The 17,680-nt window shown below is 59.8% G+C and carries 14 protein-coding genes; 6 read left to right on the top strand and 8 right to left on the bottom strand.

What is annotated here, in order from left to right:
- Positions 1 to 18: 18 nt before the first annotated feature.
- Entirely contained in the window at positions 19 to 1,044 is a 1,026-nt protein-coding gene (locus HUW52_RS09400) for an NAD(P)H-dependent glycerol-3-phosphate dehydrogenase (protein ID WP_064391581.1), read from the bottom strand.
- Between the two features lie 196 nt (positions 1,045 to 1,240).
- Between HUW52_RS09400 and HUW52_RS09395 the strand changes: the two genes are divergently transcribed.
- From HUW52_RS09395 to HUW52_RS09370, 6 genes are all read left to right on the top strand, one after another.
- Positions 1,241 to 3,364: a TonB-dependent siderophore receptor gene (locus HUW52_RS09395; RefSeq protein ID WP_175553482.1), complete on the top strand. Its 2,124-nt coding sequence runs from the start codon at positions 1,241 to 1,243 to the stop codon at positions 3,362 to 3,364.
- Between the two features lies 1 nt (position 3,365).
- Positions 3,366 to 4,298, top strand: a complete 933-nt coding sequence (locus HUW52_RS09390; RefSeq protein WP_175553481.1) for an ABC transporter substrate-binding protein — start codon at positions 3,366 to 3,368, stop codon at positions 4,296 to 4,298.
- Positions 4,295 to 6,199 carry an ATP-binding protein gene (locus HUW52_RS09385; protein WP_016987456.1) on the top strand — a complete coding sequence of 635 codons (1,905 nt, stop codon included), beginning with the start codon at positions 4,295 to 4,297 and terminating at the stop codon, positions 6,197 to 6,199. Before HUW52_RS09390 ends, HUW52_RS09385 begins: the two co-directional genes overlap by 4 nt.
- Before the next feature lie 247 nt (positions 6,200 to 6,446).
- Positions 6,447 to 6,962, top strand: a complete 516-nt coding sequence (gene fabA / locus HUW52_RS09380; RefSeq protein ID WP_003227150.1) for a 3-hydroxyacyl-[acyl-carrier-protein] dehydratase FabA — start codon at positions 6,447 to 6,449, stop codon at positions 6,960 to 6,962.
- A gap of 11 nt (positions 6,963 to 6,973) precedes the next feature.
- Entirely contained in the window at positions 6,974 to 8,194 is a 1,221-nt protein-coding gene (fabB, locus tag HUW52_RS09375; RefSeq protein ID WP_008087472.1) for a beta-ketoacyl-ACP synthase I, read from the top strand.
- 391 nt (positions 8,195 to 8,585) lie between these two features.
- A complete protein-coding gene (locus HUW52_RS09370; protein WP_007917473.1) occupies positions 8,586 to 8,774 on the top strand; it encodes a hypothetical protein in 189 nt (62 codons plus the stop codon).
- Between the two features lie 70 nt (positions 8,775 to 8,844).
- On the opposite strand, the gene HUW52_RS09365 is transcribed toward HUW52_RS09370, so the two are convergent.
- The 7 genes from HUW52_RS09365 to HUW52_RS09335 all read right to left on the bottom strand — a co-directional run bounded on the left by HUW52_RS09365 (position 8,845) and on the right by HUW52_RS09335 (position 17,601).
- The gene (locus HUW52_RS09365; RefSeq protein WP_038367495.1) at positions 8,845 to 9,387 is read right to left on the bottom strand and encodes a DUF2058 domain-containing protein; all 543 of its coding nucleotides are present in this window, start codon (positions 9,385 to 9,387) and stop codon (positions 8,845 to 8,847) included.
- A gap of 25 nt (positions 9,388 to 9,412) precedes the next feature.
- The gene (gene mazG / locus HUW52_RS09360) at positions 9,413 to 10,246 is read right to left on the bottom strand and encodes a nucleoside triphosphate pyrophosphohydrolase (RefSeq protein WP_105709208.1); all 834 of its coding nucleotides are present in this window, start codon (positions 10,244 to 10,246) and stop codon (positions 9,413 to 9,415) included.
- Between the two features lie 147 nt (positions 10,247 to 10,393).
- A complete protein-coding gene (gene relA, locus HUW52_RS09355) occupies positions 10,394 to 12,637 on the bottom strand; it encodes a GTP diphosphokinase (RefSeq protein ID WP_007917476.1) in 2,244 nt (747 codons plus the stop codon).
- Between the two features lie 101 nt (positions 12,638 to 12,738).
- Positions 12,739 to 14,115, bottom strand: coding sequence for a 23S rRNA (uracil(1939)-C(5))-methyltransferase RlmD (gene rlmD / locus HUW52_RS09350; protein WP_175553480.1), 1,377 nt, complete (start codon positions 14,113 to 14,115; stop codon positions 12,739 to 12,741).
- Positions 14,115 to 15,017 carry a cysteine synthase CysM gene (gene cysM / locus HUW52_RS09345; RefSeq protein WP_026000780.1) on the bottom strand — a complete coding sequence of 301 codons (903 nt, stop codon included), beginning with the start codon at positions 15,015 to 15,017 and terminating at the stop codon, positions 14,115 to 14,117. The genes rlmD and cysM overlap by 1 nt, the downstream gene beginning before the upstream one ends.
- 450 nt (positions 15,018 to 15,467) lie before the next feature.
- Positions 15,468 to 16,892, bottom strand: coding sequence for a sensor histidine kinase (locus tag HUW52_RS09340; RefSeq protein WP_175553479.1), 1,425 nt, complete (start codon positions 16,890 to 16,892; stop codon positions 15,468 to 15,470).
- On the bottom strand, positions 16,879 to 17,601 hold the full coding sequence (locus tag HUW52_RS09335) for a response regulator transcription factor (protein WP_175553478.1): 723 nt from the start codon (positions 17,599 to 17,601) through the stop codon (positions 16,879 to 16,881). The genes HUW52_RS09340 and HUW52_RS09335 overlap by 14 nt, the downstream gene beginning before the upstream one ends.
- Positions 17,602 to 17,680: the final 79 nt, after the last annotated feature.

Below are 17,680 nucleotides of genomic sequence, written 5' to 3'. Positions count from 1 at the left end.
TTGCTACTCCCGGCTCACTCAGTTGAAACCACTGGTGGAAATAAAGTCGACGTCGGTTTTCGGCTCGGCTCGCATCAGTAGACCGATCACCTGCTCCAGCGTGCGTCCTTCAAAGAGGATCGCATGCAGCCCGGCGACCAGCGGCATGTACACGCCGACTTCCTGGGACTTGGCCTTGAGCACCTTCAAAGTGTTGACGCCTTCGGCGACTTCACCGAGGCGCGACACCGCTTCGTCGAGGCTCAAGCCCTGACCCAGCGCAAAACCGACTTGATAGTTGCGACTCTTCGGCGACGAGCAGGTCACGATCAGATCGCCGACACCGGCCAGACCGAGGAAGGTCATGGGATTAGCGCCCTGATTCACGGCAAAGCGGGTCATCTCGGCGAGGGCGCGAGTGATCAGCATGCTCTTGGTGTTCTCGCCCATCTCCAGCGCCACCGCCATGCCGGCGATGATCGCGTAAACGTTTTTCAACGCCCCGCCCAACTCGACGCCGAAACGGTCGGCACTGGCATAAACACGGAAGGTTCGACCATGCAGCGCGGCTTGCACTTGTTTACAGAGCTCCTCGTCTTCGCTGGCGACCACCGTGGCGGTCAGGGCGTGCTCGGCAATTTCCCGCGCCAGGTTTGGCCCGGACAACACGCCGATGCGCGCTTGCGGGGCGATCTCTTCGAGAATCTGGCTCATCAGCTTGAAAGTCTGTGCTTCGATGCCTTTGGTCAGGCTGACGAGCATCTTGCCGCTCAGGCGCTCGGCGTGGGCAGCGAGCACTGTGCGCAATGCGCTGGACGGCAACGCGACGAAGCACAAATCGCAGGCGTCAAGGGTTTCCTGCAGGTCGGTGACGGCGGTCACGCCCGGCAGAATCTTGATGCCTTTGAGGTAACGCGGGTTTTCGCGATTGACCCGGATGGCCTCGGCCTGCTCGGGATCACGCATCCACTGCCGGACTTGATGGCCGTTCTCGGCCAAAAGATTGGCCACGGCGGTACCAAAACTTCCGCCTCCCAGGACCGCAATCGGGCGCTGTTCAGTCATATGCAATCCGTTAATCCATACCAGTGGCGATGGCGGCATTATACGGGGCGGCCAACGCGCGGCCAGCCCCAGCAACAATTACCGACACTTGTAGGAAGAAGACCAATAAAACCTAGGAAAATGCCTGCAACGTGACTGGAAAAGTCACTGCCCTCGGTTAACATGCGCGCCAATTCTTCACTATCAAGGTTGTGTCGTGTCTTTTGGCTCTTCGTCCCCGCGTTCGTCCGTCTTACTGGCGCTGCTGTTCAGCCCGCTAGTGCTGGCGGACGACCTGTTCATGGACAACGAAGCACTGCCGCAGGTGCTGACGGCCACGCGCCTGAAACAGACGCCGGCGGAGGTCCCGGGGAGCATGACCGTACTCCACAGCGAGTTGATCAACGCCAGCGGCGCCCGCGACATCAGCGAACTGCTGCGGCTGGTGCCGGGGATGATGGTCGGCAACATCAGCGGCAATCAGGCGGCGGTCAATTATCACGGCACCAACGCCAGCGAAGCGCGACGCATGCAAGTGTTGATCGACGGCCGCTCGGTGTATCGCGCCGGTTTGTCCACGGTGGACTGGAGCGATATTCCGGTGGCCATGGAAGACATCGAGCGCATCGAAGTCTTTCGCGGCCCGAACACCGTCAGTTACGGCGCCAACGCGCTGATGGCGGTGGTCAACATCATAACTCGGCACCCGGCAGACAGCCACGGCACGCGGTTGAAGTACACCCGTGGTCAGCGTGGCATCAATGATTTCTATGCCAGCCAGGGCACTGGCTGGAATGGCGGCGATCTGCGCCTGTCGCTGTCCGGTCAGGAAGATGACGGCTTCGATAGCGATCGCAGTGGTGCCGACTACCGTGACAGCCGCCGCTTGAACCGTTTCAGTCTTGCGGTCAGCCACACCCTCAGCGATAACCAGAGCCTCGACTGGCAAGTCAACGCCAAGGACGGCACCAACCAACGGCCCTACACCTACCGCCCGGTGTTCTCAGGGATTACCGCCGCCGGGAACAATTCCGACGTAGTCGCCAAGGATTACGCCGGCTCGGTGCGCTGGAACCTCGACATCAATCCCGAACACAGCCTCTATATACAAGGCTCGGCGCAACACTGGGATCGGCAGCAAACGTGGCGCGCCTGCGATGCCGAGGTGTCGTTCAGCCCCGAGCTGACGCAGTTGTGGCAACTCAACCCGAATTACACCGAACGTCTGGCGCGCAACATCACCCGTTTCACCGGCCCCGGCGCGGCGCCCGGCACACCGCAGGAAATGGCCCTGGCCAATCAGGTGCTCGATCAGTGGCGCAACGGTGCCAGTAGAACCCTGTGCGGCGACATCGACCAGAGTGCCCGCGAATCGCGCTACGATCTCGAACTGCAGGACACCCTCAGCCTGTCCGACAGCCTGCGTCTGGTCAGCGGCATGAACTATCGTTACGACCGCGCCGACTCCGAAACCTACTTCAATGGCACGCTGGACGACACCACGTGGCGCGCGTTCGGCCAACTGGAATGGCGCGCCACGGAACACTGGCTGTTGCAGGGCGGTGCGATGTTTGAAAACACGCAACTGATTGGCAGTTCGCTGACCCCGCGATTTGCCGTCAATTACCTGATCAACCCGCGACATGGTCTGCGCGCGGTGTACTCGGAGGCGATCCGTTCGCCAGACATGTTCGAGAACAACGTCAACTGGAGCTATCAGGTCAGCAACCTGCGACCCTCGGCCTATGGTCAATCGTCGGCGCGTTACTTCGTCAAGACCCGCGGCCCGGGCGATCTCGATCAGGAGCACATGCGCTCGCGCGAACTGGGTTACAACGGCTATTTCGCCGAACTCGGTCTGGCCCTCGATGTGAAGCTGTTCTACGACGAGATCACCGGGATGATCAGTGAGCCGCTGCGCAACAACCAATACATCGCCAGCAACGCCAACAGCTCACGGTTTCGCGGCACGGAAACCCAGCTCGACTGGCGCGTGAGCCTCGCCGACCGCTTGCGCTTCACCTACGCCTTCGTCGATGCCGAGGCGAGCAATCCGTTGGATCAGCAGTTCACTTCACGCAACAGCGGTTCGGCCGGTTGGCTGCGCGACTGGGGCCATGGCTGGAACAGCGCCCTCTTCTATTACGGTGACAACGCGCTCAACGGCTACCGCTTCGAGAGGGTCGACACACGCATCGCCAAACGCATCCCGTTGGGCAAAGCCCAGCTGCAAATGGCCGGCGTGCTGCAGCAACGCCTCGACCATGAGCCGAGCACTTTCGTCGACAATAATTACGACGAGCGCCGAGTGATGTACTTCAGTGCCGAGCTGGAGTTCTAGGATGCGCTACGGGCCGTCACGGAAGCTGCCAACCTTTGGCCACTGGCTGGCCGGGGTTTGTCTGTTTCTGACCGCTTGGCTGCACGGCGTGGCGGTGCAGGCTGCCGATATTCTGTTGACCGGCGCCGAGGAAAGCCCGGGCGTACAAGCGTTCGTCCAGGCACTGAGCGAACTGCGGCCGACCGACAACGTGCGTTTCCAGCCGCTGGCCAGTCTGCCGGCACCGGGCAAACTGTCCGCCAGCCTGCGGCTGATTCTGCTCGATCTGCCGAGTCTCGACTGGCGTCTGCAAGAACCCCAAGGCCCGGCGACGCTGGTATTACGCATCAGTCGCCTGCAGGCTCGCCAGCGTCTCGGCGGCACGCAACCGGCGCATCTGAGTTTGCTCTGGAGTGATCCGCCACTGGGCCGTCAGTTGCAATTGATCCGGCGCATTTTGCCGCAGGCCCGGCGGATCGGCGTGCTGTTCGATGAGCACAGCGAATTCCTTCTCAAGGAACTGAATCTCGCCGCCGAACAGCTGAACCTGCAAGTCGTCAGCCAGCGCTGGGACAACACCCACGACAGCCGTCCCCTGCAAGCTGTACTGAAAAGCAGCGATGTGTTGCTGGGGCTCGACGATCCCGATCTGTACAACCCGAAAACCGCGAAAAACCTGCTGCTCAGCAGCTACTCACGGCAGGTTGCGCTGGTCGGCCCCAATGTCGCCTTCGTTCGCGCCGGCAGCCTTGCCAGTACGTACAGCGATCAGAACGACTGGCTGGCGCTGCTCGATCAATTGCTCGACCAACCAACGGCCAATTGGCCACGAGCGCTCTATCCCGCACGTTTTAAAGTCTCAAGTAATGCGCAGGTCGCTCGTTCACTGGGTATCGAACCGCTGAATGACGCATCTGTTGCCAGCGCACTGGCTGAAGGAGAACGCCGCCCATGAGTTTCCGTCGCCGTTGGGACATCAATACCCGCACCCAGCTGATCAGCCTGGGCCCGGCGCTGTTGCTGACCTTGCTATTGATCAGTTTCTTCACGTTTGTGCGAATTCAGGATTTGCGTCAGGAACTCAATCACACCGGCCAATTGATCGCCAACCAACTGGCGCCCGCCACCGAATACGGGGTGATTTCCGGCAACAACGAAGTGCTGGAAAGCCTGCTCAAAGCCACACTGGCCACGCCCAACGTACGTTTTCTTGAAGTGCAGGACAGTGCCAACCGGATTCTGGTGTACGTCGAACAACCTGCCGCTGCGCACAGCCGGCCACATCAGGTCGAGGTGTTCCAGGCCCCGGTGCGCCTGCAACGCATCGCCCTGCACAATGATTTCTTTCAGGACGGCAAGGTCAACAATGGCGGCGCCAGCGAGGACTATCTGGGCCGGGTGATCGTCGGCCTGTCCAACGATGCCTTCAGCCAGCGCCAGCAGGAGATTCTGCTCAAGGCCGGGATTCTCGCGCTGTTCGCCCTGCTCTTCACCTTTGTCTTGGCACGGCGCCTGGCCGGCAGCCTGTCGCAGCCGATCCGCGATATCGGCGATGCGGTCAAGGCGATTCAGGACGGCGACTATAAAACCCCGCTGCCGATCGTCGATGACACCGAACTGGGCGCGCTGTCGCAGCACATCAACAACCTCGCGCAGGCGCTGGAACAGGCCAGCCGCGAGCAGCATCAAGCCATGGCGCAACTGATCCAGACCCGTGAAGAAGCGGAAAAGGCCAACAACGCCAAATCCGACTTTCTGGCGATGATGAGCCATGAATTGCGCACGCCCATGAACGGCGTACTGGGCATGCTGCAATTGCTGGAAACCACCGAGATGACCGAGGAGCAGGTCGAATACGCCGCCCTCGCCTCGGAGTCCACCGAGCACTTGCTGAAAGTCATCAACGATATTCTCGACTTCTCGCGCATCGAACGTTCCGAGCTGGAACTGGAACACATTCCGTTCAATCTCGCCGAACTGATCGGCGCCTGTGCGCAGTCGTTCCAGCACAGCGCGGTGCAACGCGGCCTGGCTTTGAATCTGCGGATACCGGACGACATGCGTGGTTTACAGGTGCAGGGCGATCCGACGCGGATCCGGCAGATTCTGGTCAACCTGGTCGGCAACGCACTGAAGTTCACCGAGCAGGGTCGGGTCAGCATCGAGGCGCAGTGGCAATCGCTGGATCATGAACTGCTGTGGTTCACCTGCTCGGTGCGCGACAGCGGCATCGGTATTTCGTCAGAAAGCCTGGAGCTGATGTTCAACGCCTTCCAGCAGGCCGACAGTTCGATCTCACGGCGCTACGGCGGCACCGGCCTCGGTCTGCCGATCGCCCGTACGCTGGCCGAACGCATGGGCGGCACCTTGCGTGCGCAAAGTGAGGAAGGTCGCGGCTCGGTGTTCACTCTGGAAATCCCACTGGCACTCTATAAACAGACGCTGCTGACATTGGCCGCACCGCGCGCGCTCAATGGCAAGGGTCATGGTGAAGGCCGCAACGTCTTGCTGGTCGAAGACAATCCGGTTAACCAGACGGTTATCGAAGCGATGCTGCGCAGTCTGGGCTTTACTGTCAGTGTCGCCACCGATGGCGCACAAGCAGTGCGCAGTGCCGAGAGCAGCGACTTTGAAGTGATTCTGATGGATTGCCGGCTGCCGATTATCGATGGCTATGAGGCCACCCGGCAGATCCGTTGCCTGCCCGGACGCAGCGACGTGCCGATCATCGCACTGACCGCCAATGCCTTGCAGGGCGACCGCGAAACCTGTCTGTCGGCGGGCATGAACGATTACCTGGCAAAGCCGTTCAAACGTAATGATCTGCAGCAGATTCTGCAGCGCTGGGTGTCGTAGTGTGGGCCTTTCGACCATCTGCGACTGGCGTGAAAAGCGAAAGTGCGGCAGTCTTAGGCACCCGAACGAGCCTCAAAAGGGGCTTGAATAAAAATTTCAGTGCACAAGTGTACATTCATGTCCTTGGTGCTGTGACTTTCACCACAACGCAATAGTCTATGAGTAGGCTGCCGGTTCGAGGCATGAACGCTTCGAACGGTCGGGAAGATTTGCCCCACCTGCCGCATGGGATTATTGAGGAGCTCGCATGACCAAACAAAACGCCTTTACTCGGGAAGATCTGCTGCGCTGCAGTCGCGGTGAGCTGTTCGGCCCAGGTAACGCGCAACTGCCCGCCCCGAACATGCTGATGGTTGATCGCATCACTTTGATCAGCGAAGAAGGCGGCAAGTACGGCAAAGGTGAATTGGTCGCCGAGCTGGATATCAACCCTGATCTGTGGTTCTTCGCCTGCCACTTCGAAGGCGATCCGGTAATGCCGGGCTGCCTGGGTCTGGATGCCATGTGGCAACTGGTCGGCTTCTTCCTGGGCTGGCAAGGCCTGCCGGGCCGTGGCCGTGCGCTGGGTTCGGGCGAAGTGAAGTTCTTCGGTCAGGTCCTGCCGACCGCCAAGAAAGTCACTTACAACATTCATATCAAACGCGTCCTCAAGGGCAAGCTGAACCTGGCCATTGCCGATGGTTCGGTGACTGTCGACGGTCGCGAAATCTACACCGCCGAAGGCCTTCGCGTCGGCGTGTTCACCTCCACTGACAACTTCTAAGGGTTATTCGCATGCGCCGCGTCGTTATCACTGGTCTGGGCATTGTTTCGTGCCTGGGCAATGACAAAGAGACCGTCTCCGCTAACCTGCGTGCAAGCCGCCCTGGCATCCGGTTCAACCCGGAATATGCCGAAATGGGTCTGCGTAGCCAGGTTTCCGGCTCCATCGACCTCAACCTTGAAGAGCTGATCGATCGCAAGATCTATCGCTTCGTCGGCCACGCAGCGGCTTACGCCTACCTGGCCATGAAAGACGCCATTGCTGACTCCGGCCTGACCGAAGAGCAAGTGTCCAACCCGCGTACTGGCCTGGTCGCCGGTTCCGGTGGTGCTTCCACGCTCAACCAGATGGAAGCGCTGGACATCCTGCGCGAGAAAGGCGTGAAACGTGTTGGCCCATACCGCGTAACGCGGACCATGAGCAGCACCGTTTCCGCTTGCCTGGCCACGCCATTCAAGATCAAGGGCCTGAACTACTCCATCGCTTCTGCCTGCGCCACCAGTGCTCACTGCATCGGTACCGCCATGGAACAGATCCAGATGGGCAAGCAGGACATCGTCTTCGCCGGTGGCGGTGAAGAAGAGCACTGGAGCCAGTCGTTCCTGTTCGACGCCATGGGCGCTCTGTCCAGCAAGCGTAACGACACCCCGGAACAAGCTTCCCGTGCCTACGACAAAGACCGTGACGGTTTCGTCATCGCGGGCGGTGGCGGCATGGTCGTGGTTGAAGAGCTGGAACACGCTCTGGCCCGTGGCGCCAAGATCTATGCCGAAATCGTTGGCTACGGCGCAACGTCCGACGGCTACGACATGGTTGCCCCGAGTGGCGAAGGCGCGATCCGCTGCATGCAGATGGCGATGTCCACCGTTGATACCCCGATCGACTACCTGAACACCCACGGCACCTCGACTCCGGTCGGCGACGTTGCGGAAATGAAAGGTGTGCGTGAAGTGTTCGGCGACAAGGCACCTGCGATCAGCTCGACCAAGAGCCTGTCCGGTCACTCCCTGGGCGCCGCCGGCGTTCACGAAGCGATATACTGCATGCTGATGATGGAAGGCAACTTCATTGCCGGTTCCGCCAACATCGACGAGCTGGATCCAGAAGTGGCCGATCTGCCAGTGCTGACCAAGACCCGCGAGAACGCCACCATCAACACCGTGATGAGCAACAGCTTCGGCTTCGGCGGCACCAACGCCACGCTGGTACTGAAGCGCTGGGAAGGCAAGTAATTCCCCCCGTTTGAGCCACACATGAAAACGCCCCGACTGGTTCGGGGCGTTTTTTTTCGCCTGCAGAAAACTCATGGCCGACACAAATCCCCTGTAGGAGTGAGCCTGCTCGCGATAGCGGTGGATCAGCCAACAGCGTCGGTGACTGACACTCCGCCATCGCGAGCAGGCTCACTCCTACAGGGGTTTCGGCGCTTCTGAAAATGAAACTTCTGTCATGAAACTTTGCCCCCTGCGACTGAATGTCGCGGTTTGCGCGGGCTGCAGCACTGTTGCAAAAAACGCAATAACACCTTGCGCAAATCAAGCGTTTACTTAGCAGGCTAACAAATTCTATAAAAGAGTCCTGCACACGCCTTGCTGCAGATAACTTGAGATTTGGAGCTAGCAGATGACTGTAAAAGTAACTGAACGCGACGATTCACACATGTCCCACGAAGGCGTAGCCGCCGGTATCCGCATCTGGGACGTGCATCAACAAGACTTGCTGGTCGGCATGTTCCACAACGAGATCGACGCCCACAATTACAAGGCCGAACTGGAAGTGCAAGAACAGCAACGAGATCTGAAATCCGCCTGATTCAACCACAGCATTGAAAACGACAAACCCCGCCATGAGCGGGGTTTGTCGTTGTTACAGCTTTATCGATTTACCACATCAGATCATCAGGGATCTGATACGCCGCGTACGGATCGTCCTCGCTGCTGACCTCTTCGGTCTGCACGTTGAGCTGGACGATGCGTTGTGGATCGCGCTCCTGGATCTTCAGGGCCGCTTCACGCGGGATCACTTCGTAACCGCCGGCATGGTGCACGATCGCCAGCGAACCGCTGCTGAGCTTGTTGCGCATCAGCGTGTTGACCGAGATACGCTTGACCTTCTTGTCATCGACGAAGTTGTAGTAGTCCTCGGTGGTCAGCTTCGGCAGACGCGAGACTTCGATCAGTTGTTTGACCTGAGCGGCACGCGCCTTGGCTTCGGCTTTCTCTTTCTGCTGACGGTTCAGCTCCTGGTCACGCTTGACCTTCTCGGCCATGGCTTCCTGGGCTGCACGCTGCTGCGAGTCATCCAGCTCGATCTGGCCTTTGTGCGCCAGACGCTGCTGCTTCTGCTTGTCCTTGCTGACCTGCTTGGCCTGCTTTTGGTTGACCAGGCCTGCTTTGAGCAACTGGTCGCGAAGGGAAATACTCATGGGACTTACTCACTTGGGCAGTTGCTCAGCCGCAGCTGGGCGCATTCTTTTCCTGACGTTTGGCTTCACCCCACAGGGCGTCCAACTCTTCGAGGGTGCAATCTTCTATGGGACGGTGGGTGTCGCGCAATGCCTGTTCGATAAATCGGAAACGTCTTTCGAACTTGCCGTTGGCGCCACGCAGTGCCGTTTCCGGGTCGACCTTCAGATGCCGGGCCAGATTGACCACGGAAAACAGCAGGTCGCCGATCTCGTCAGCCACGGCGACGGGATCGTTTTCCGACATGGCTTCGAGGACTTCATCGAGTTCTTCGCGCACCTTGTCGAGCACCGGCAAGGCGTCCGGCCAGTCGAAACCGACCTGCCCTGCGCGTTTCTGCAACTTGGCGGAGCGCGACAAGGCCGGCAGCGTTGCCGGCACATCGTCGAGCAGTGACAGTTGCTCGGGCGCGGCGGATTTCTCGGCGCGCTCTTCGGCCTTGATCTCTTCCCAGCGTTGTTTGACCTGTTCTTCGCTCAAGCGCGGAACATCCAGCGGCGCGTACAGATCACCGGTGGGGAACACGTGCGGGTGACGACGGATCAGCTTGCGGGTGATGCTGTCGATCACGCCGGCGAATTCGAAGCGCCCTTCTTCCTTGGCCAACTGGCTGTAATAGACGACCTGAAACAGCAGATCGCCGAGTTCGCCCTGCAAATGATCGAAGTCGCCACGCTCGATAGCGTCGGCCACTTCGTAGGCTTCTTCAAGCGTGTGCGGGACGATGGTCGCGTAGGTTTGCTTGATGTCCCACGGGCAACCGTACTGCGGATCGCGCAGCCGGCTCATGAGGTGGAGCAGGTCTTCAAGGCTGTACATCATTTCACTCACTACATAGATCCCTGTGGGAGCGAGCTTGCTCGCGAAGGCGGACTTTCAATCACATCAATGCTGGATGCGATACCGTCTTCGCGAGCAAGCTCGCTCCCACATTGGATCGGCGTTCACATTCGAAATCGTCGATGTTCAAGGCGTACGGTTACGCCGCGTTTCGATGATGTTCGGCAACTGCGAAATCCGCCCGAGCAACCGCCCCAGTGCATCCAGACCCGGGATCTCGATGGTCAGGGACATCAGCGCAGTGTTGTCTTCCTTGTTCGAGCGGGTGTTGACCGCCAGCACGTTGATCCGCTCGTTGAGCAGCACCTGCGACACATCACGCAGCAGACCGGAACGGTCGTAGGCGCGGATGACGATGTCGACCGGATAGGTGAGCACCGGCACCGGGCCCCAGCTGACCTGAATGATCCGCTCCGGCTCGCGCCCGCCCAGTTGCAGCACCGAGGCACAATCCTGACGGTGAATGCTCACGCCACGGCCCTGAGTGATGTAACCGACAATCGCGTCGCCCGGCAGTGGCTGGCAGCAGCCGGCCATCTGCGTCATCAAGTTGCCGACGCCCTGGATCTGAATGTCGCCGCGCTTGCCCGGTTTGTAACCGGTGGCTTTGCGCGGAATCAGCTCCAGCTGTTCGTTGCCACGTTCCGGCTCGACCAGTTGCTGTGCGAGGTTGACCAGTTGCGCCAGACGCAGGTCGCCAGCACCGAGGGCAGCGAACATGTCTTCGGCGGTTTTCATGTTGGCCTTGTCGGCCAGCTTGTCGAAATCCACCGCTGGCAGGCCGAGGCGCGTCAGTTCGCGCTCGATCAGGGTTTTACCGGCGGCAACGTTCTGGTCGCGCGCCTGCAATTTGAACCAGTGAACGATCTTCGCCCGCGCCCGCGAGGTGGTGACATAACCAAGGTTGGAGTTCAGCCAGTCGCGGCTCGGCGTGCCGTGCTTGCTGGTGATGATCTCGACCTGTTCACCAGTCTGCAGGCTGTAGTTGAGCGGTACGATGCGCCCGTTGATCTTCGCGCCACGGCAGTTGTGGCCGATCTCGGTGTGCACGCGGTAGGCGAAGTCCAGCGGCGTCGCGCCTTTCGGCAAGTCGATGGCGTGGCCGTCGGGGGTGAAGATGTAGACCCGGTCCGGCTCGATATCGACGCGCAACTGTTCCGCCAGACCACCGATATCGCCCAGCTCTTCGTGCCACTCGAGGACCTGACGCAGCCAGGAGATTTTCTCTTCGTAGTGGTTCGAGCCGGATTTGACGTCGGTGCCTTTGTAGCGCCAGTGCGCGCAGACGCCGAGTTCGGCTTCTTCGTGCATCGAATGCGTACGGATCTGCACCTCAAGCACCTTGCCCTCAGGGCCGATCACCGCCGTGTGCAGCGAGCGGTAGCCGTTCTCTTTCGGGTTGGCGATGTAGTCGTCGAATTCTTTCGGGATGTGCCGCCACAAGGTGTGGACGATGCCCAGCGCGGTGTAGCAGTCGCGCATTTCCGGCACCAGCACACGCACCGCACGCACGTCGTAGATCTGGCTGAATTCCAGACCCTTGCGCTGCATTTTGCGCCAGATCGAATAGATGTGTTTGGCCCGGCCGCTGATGTCGGCATCGACGCCGGTGGCCTGCAATTCGTCCTTGAGCTGGGTCATCACGTCAGCGATGAAACGCTCGCGATCAAGCCGTCGCTCATGGAGCAACTTGGCGATCTGCTTGTATTGATCGGGTTCGAGATAACGGAAGGACAAGTCCTCCAGTTCCCATTTGATATGACCGATGCCGAGGCGGTGCGCGAGCGGCGCATAAATGTCGAAGACTTCGCGGGCGACACGGTTACGTTTTTCATCGTCGGCGGTTTTCACCGCACGAATGGCGCAAGTACGTTCGGCCAGTTTGATCAGCGCGACGCGTACATCGTCGACCATCGCCACGAGCATCTTGCGCAGGTTTTCCACCTGCCCTTGCGTGCCCATGACCATCGACTGGCGCGGACTGAGGCTGGCACTGATCGCCGCCATGCGCTGCACGCCGTCGATCAGCTTGGCGACTACCGGGCCGAAGCGCTGGCCGACGGCCGCGAGTTCGATCTGGCCTTCGCGTACGCCGCGATACAGGACCGCCGCGACCAGCGAATCCTGATCGAGCTTGAGGTCGGCGAGAATCTCGGCGATTTCCAGGCCCGTACTGAAACTGCCGGAGCCTTCGGCCCACAGATTCTTCTTGGCATTGGACTGTTGTTCGGCCTCGCGAGCGAACTCGCAGGCTTCTTTCAAGGCTTCGCGATCCAGTGCCAGATCGACACTGACCGCGTGATCGAGCCAAGCCTCGAGATTGATACTGCCGTCAGTGTTGATCGGCTGGTGTGCTCTCACCTGTACCATCTTGCTTTACCTTCCCTACGACGCAGATTCAATGCGTCAAATCGCTGATCCTTATTGTCCGTTTGCGCTCGCGGGGCTAAAGCGAGCGCTGCGCGGACAGATCAGACGGATTCAGACGAGCCATCCTGGCTCGCTTCAAATAACGCCATGGCCTCGACATGTGCCGTCTGAGGAAACATATCGAGAATCCCGGCACGTTTTAACCGGTAGCCCTGCTTGATCAATTCGACCGTATCGCGCGCCAGAGTTGCAGGGTTGCACGACACATACACCAACCGTTTGGCACCCAGGGTCGCCAGCTTGCGAACCACCTCGAAAGCACCGTCACGCGGTGGGTCCAAGAGTACCGCAGAAAAGCCGTTTCCGATCCACTGGGCATCGCTCAAAGGCTGGGATAAATCGGCTTGAAAAAACTTTGTGTTATGCAAATTGTTACTAGCGGCATTGGCTTCGGCGCGATCGACCATCGTCTGCACGCCTTCAACTGCCACCACTTCGCGCACGGCTTTGGCCAGCGGCAAAGCGAAGTTGCCCAGGCCGCAAAACAGATCCAGCACGCGTTCATCGCGACCCGGTTTCAGCCAGTCCAGTGCCTGCGCCACCATTGCCTCGTTGACGCCGGCGTTGACCTGGATAAAGTCGCCCGGCCGGTACGCGAGATCCAGACCCCACTGTTCCAGGCGATAGCCCAGCGACTGGCTGGCATCGACCGGTTGCGGCTCGCCTTCACCATGCAGCCACAATTGCGCTTCATGGAACTGGCAGAAGTCCTTGAGGATGGTCAGATCCGCTTCGGACAGCGGTGCCATGTGCCGCAGCAATACCGCCAGTGACGAACCGCAGAACAACTCGACGTGACCCAACGCTTGCGGTTTGCTCAAGCGACGGAGCATCTCCGGCAAACGGGTCATGATCGGTTGCAAGGGCTGTACCAGCACCGGGCATTCGTTGATGGCGACGATGTCCTGACTGCCGGCGGCACGGAAACCCACTTCGAGTTTCTTCGCCTTCATGTCCCAGCGCACTGCAATCCGGGCGCGACGGCGATAGCCGAATTCGGGACCGGTCAGCGGCGCTGCCCACTGTTCAGGTTCGACACCGGCCACACGCGACAATTGCTCGGCGAGCATGCGCTGTTTCAGGGCAAGCTGTTCGCTGTGGGGCAAATGCTGGACGCTGCAACCGCCGCAACGGCCGGCGTGCTGACACGGTGCCGGGCGGCGCAGTTCGCTGGCTGTGAACACGCGCTCAGTGCGCGCCTCGACCACTTTGCCGTGGGCGCCGAGCACCCGCGCTTCGACCTCTTCACCGGCAAGGGCGCCGAGGACGAACCAGGTTTTGCCTTCGAAAAACGCGATGCCGCGACCGTCATTGGCCAGGCGTTCGATGCTCAAACGCTGCTTTTTCCCGGTCGGAATTTGCGCAGCCTTGCTACCGCCGGTGGGCTGAAAGCGCAGGCCTCTCTCGTGCTTGGCCATCAGTTGGGCGCGTCGAAAATGCCGGTCGACAAGTAACGGTCGCCACGGTCGCAGATGATCGCGACGATCACCGCGTTTTCAACTTCTTTGGACAGGCGCAGCATCGCTGCCACCGCACCGCCCGAGGACACGCCACAGAAGATGCCTTCTTCGCGGGCCAGACGCCGGGTGACGTCCTCGGCTTCGCTTTGCGCCATGTCGACGATACGGTCGACGCGGTCGGCCTGATAGATCTTCGGCAGGTATTCCTGCGGCCAGCGGCGGATACCCGGAATGGCCGAGCCTTCCATCGGTTGCAGACCAACGATCTGCACGCTGTCGCTCTGCTCTTTCAAGTAGCGCGAAACGCCCATGATGGTGCCGGTGGTGCCCATCGAACTGACGAAATGGGTGATGGTGCCCTGGGTCTGACGCCAGATTTCCGGGCCGGTGGTGGTGTAGTGCGCTTCAGGATTGTCGCCGTTGGCGAACTGATCGAGCACCTTGCCACGACCTTCGGCTTCCATCCGCTGGGCGAGGTCGCGGGCGCCTTCCATGCCTTCTTCCTGGCTGACCAGAATCAGCTCGGCACCGTAAGCGGTCATCGCCGCTTTACGCTCGGCGCTGGAGTTGTCCGGCATGATCAGGATCATCTTGTAACCCTTGATCGCCGCAGCCATGGCCAGAGCGATCCCGGTGTTACCCGAGGTCGCTTCGATCAGCGTATCGCCGGCGTGGATCTGCCCGCGCAACTCGGCGCGAGTGATCATCGACAACGCCGGACGGTCCTTGACCGAACCCGCCGGGTTATTCCCTTCGAGCTTGAGCAATAGGGTGTTGCTGGTAGCACCGGGCAGGCGCTGCAAACGCACCAGCGGCGTGTTGCCGACGCAATCGGCGATGGTTGGGTACTGCAAGGTCATGGCGTATTCGCAATCCAGACGTGCGGGGGCGCCTATCATACCGGCAAACCCGCGCAGGCCATATCACGCAAAGTGCGGTGCTTATGGTTTATGGGAATAAGCAGCAATAGTCTCACCACTGGTGAGACTTTTACGCTGGGTCATTTTTTTTTGCGGTGATGCAAATGGCCTCATCGCTGGCAAACCAGCTCCCACAGTGACCCGTGTTGCTCTATTAATAATGTCAGCAGTGCTGACACTGTCTTGTATTGCTCAAACAATCTGCGGGTAAAACACACTCCCTATGGGGTGGGAGTAAGCGATAAAAGTCGCACCAGTGGTGCGACTTTTGTGTTGAGCCATTTTCATTGGTGGTGATGCGCAGAGACTCTTCGCGAGCAGGCTCGCTCCCACAGGGAGTAGTGTCATTCGCAGAATCGTGTCAGCAGTGATGACCCTATTAACTGTTGATCACACAATCTGCGGCGAACCGAGCTCCAATGTGGGAGCGAGCCTGCTCGCGAAAGCGTCAGACGGCGCAACGCCATCGTCAGCCAGCAAGCGCAAATTCAACCGCAACCCCACCCCGCTGTTCTCCGCCCAAATACTCCCGCCCTGACGCTGCACGGCATTGCGCGCGATGCTCAGCCCCAAGCCAAATCCACCATCTCCGGGCCGCGAGCCGTCAAGTCGGGTGAACGGCGAGAAGATCCGCTCCAGATCCCCTTCCGCTACGCCACCGCCCTGATCTTCCAGCCACAGATGCCAGAAATCGCCATCGCACCGTCCATCAAGACGCACGATCCCGCCCGCCGGCGAATGCCGAATCGCGTTACGCAGAATGTTCTCCAACGCCTGCGCCAGTGTATTCAGGTTGCCACGCACCCAGCACGACGCTTCGACCGAACACTGCAATTGCAGACTCGGCCAGCCACTTTCATAACAGGCATTGTCAGTGAGCATTTCCCACAGGGCCTGAATTTGAATGGCTTCATCCGGCAGCGGCGTGCGGTCGGTATCGAGCCAGGCCAGTTGCAAGGTGTCTTCGACCAAGCGTTGCATGCCGTCGACTTCACGACCGATGCGCTCGCGCAGTTGCACCAGACCCTGTTCGCTTTCACTGGCGACACGCAAGCGGCTCAACGGCGTGCGCAATTCGTGGGACAGATCACGCAGCAGTTGCTGTTGCAGGGCGACTGTAGATTGCAGGCGCTCGGACATCGAGTCGAACGCCCGGGCCAGTTCACCGAGCTCATCCGGGCGCTGGGTGATGCCGCTCGACAACCGCACATTCAACTGGTCGGCGCGCCAGGCGTTGGCCTGTTCGCGCAAGTTGTTCAGCGGCACTACCAGAAGACGATAGAGACCGACGCACAGCAGCAAAGTGAACAACCCCGGAATCACGCCGTTAGTGATGACGCGCCAGAACACGCGATATTTACCCGGCAGGAATCGCTCGGGCAATTCGATCACCAGGCTGCCGGCGGAAGGCTCTTTAGGGAAAGGTATGCGCAGCCACGGCCGATTCTGTTTGTGAATCGGCCAGTCGAGACCACGCAGGAAAGTCAGATGCTGGATCTCCTGATCATTCAGCGGATCACTGCTCAGCGACTGCAAATTGCCACCGATAACGCCGACCCAACTGGCTTCGCGCAACTCCATGCTCTGCAACCAGTCATCGACACCGCTGCGTCCGCCGCGCTGCCATGCTTGCTCGGCTTGCATCGCATAACGTGAAAGGGTGCCGCGCGCCTCGTCGGAGAGGAACTGATTGCGCTCCTCCATATAACGTCCCCATGACCAGCTCAACCAGATCATCAGCAGACAAAATGCGACCAGCAGAAACGCCAGTTTCCAGAACAGCGAATGCCGCCCCGGCAGTTCAGACCGCTTCATCAGCAGCACTCAATACGTAACCCTTGCCCCAGACAGTCCGCACTTCACGCTCGGTGTAACCGATGGCTTTGAGTTTGCGGCGGATCTGGCTGATGTGCATGTCGAGACTGCGGTCGTGGGCCGCGTAGCCGCGCTGCAAAACGTGCTGATAAAGGAACGCTTTGCTCAGCACTTCCTCATCATTGCGGTTGAGGGTTTCGAGCAGACGGTATTCGCTACGGGTCAGCCCGGCGGGTTGCTCGCGGAAAAACACCTCGCACTGTTCGTCATCGAATCGCAGCGTACCGACCACCACTGGCGCCGCGTGCACGGCCGGGCGCCGATCCAGCGCGACCCGACGCAGAATCGCTTCGATGCGCACATGCAGCTCAGCCATGCTGAAGGGTTTGGGCAAATAGTCGTCGGCGCCCAGACGGAAACCGCTGATGCGATCCGCCTCGGCACCGAGGGCCGACATCAACAGCACTGGCGTCGAATGGCTCTGGCGCAATTGCGTCAGCACATTCAGACCGTCCATGCCCGGCAACAGGATATCCATCAGCACCACATCGAATGGCTGACGCCTGGCAATACTCAGGCCTTCCTGGCCGTTCTGGCACCAGGTCACCTGAAAGCCGCTGCGGCCCAGATGCTCGTGAACATAGGCGCCGAGCACCGGATCGTCTTCGATAGAAAGAATGCGTGGTTGGCCAGCGGAAACAGGAGTCATGAGTATCTGCAAGTAATTCTCAGTTAAGAGCGATTATTCAAGATTGTCGGACAGCGGGCAACTCAAGGTTGACCCACCT

The sequence above is a fragment of the Pseudomonas sp. 43A genome (assembly GCF_013363935.1).
Classification (GTDB): Bacteria; Pseudomonadota; Gammaproteobacteria; order Pseudomonadales; family Pseudomonadaceae; genus Aquipseudomonas; species Aquipseudomonas crudilactis.
The sequence above is the reverse complement of the archived record's forward strand: the minus strand, read 5'-3'. Positions and strand labels throughout refer to the sequence as shown.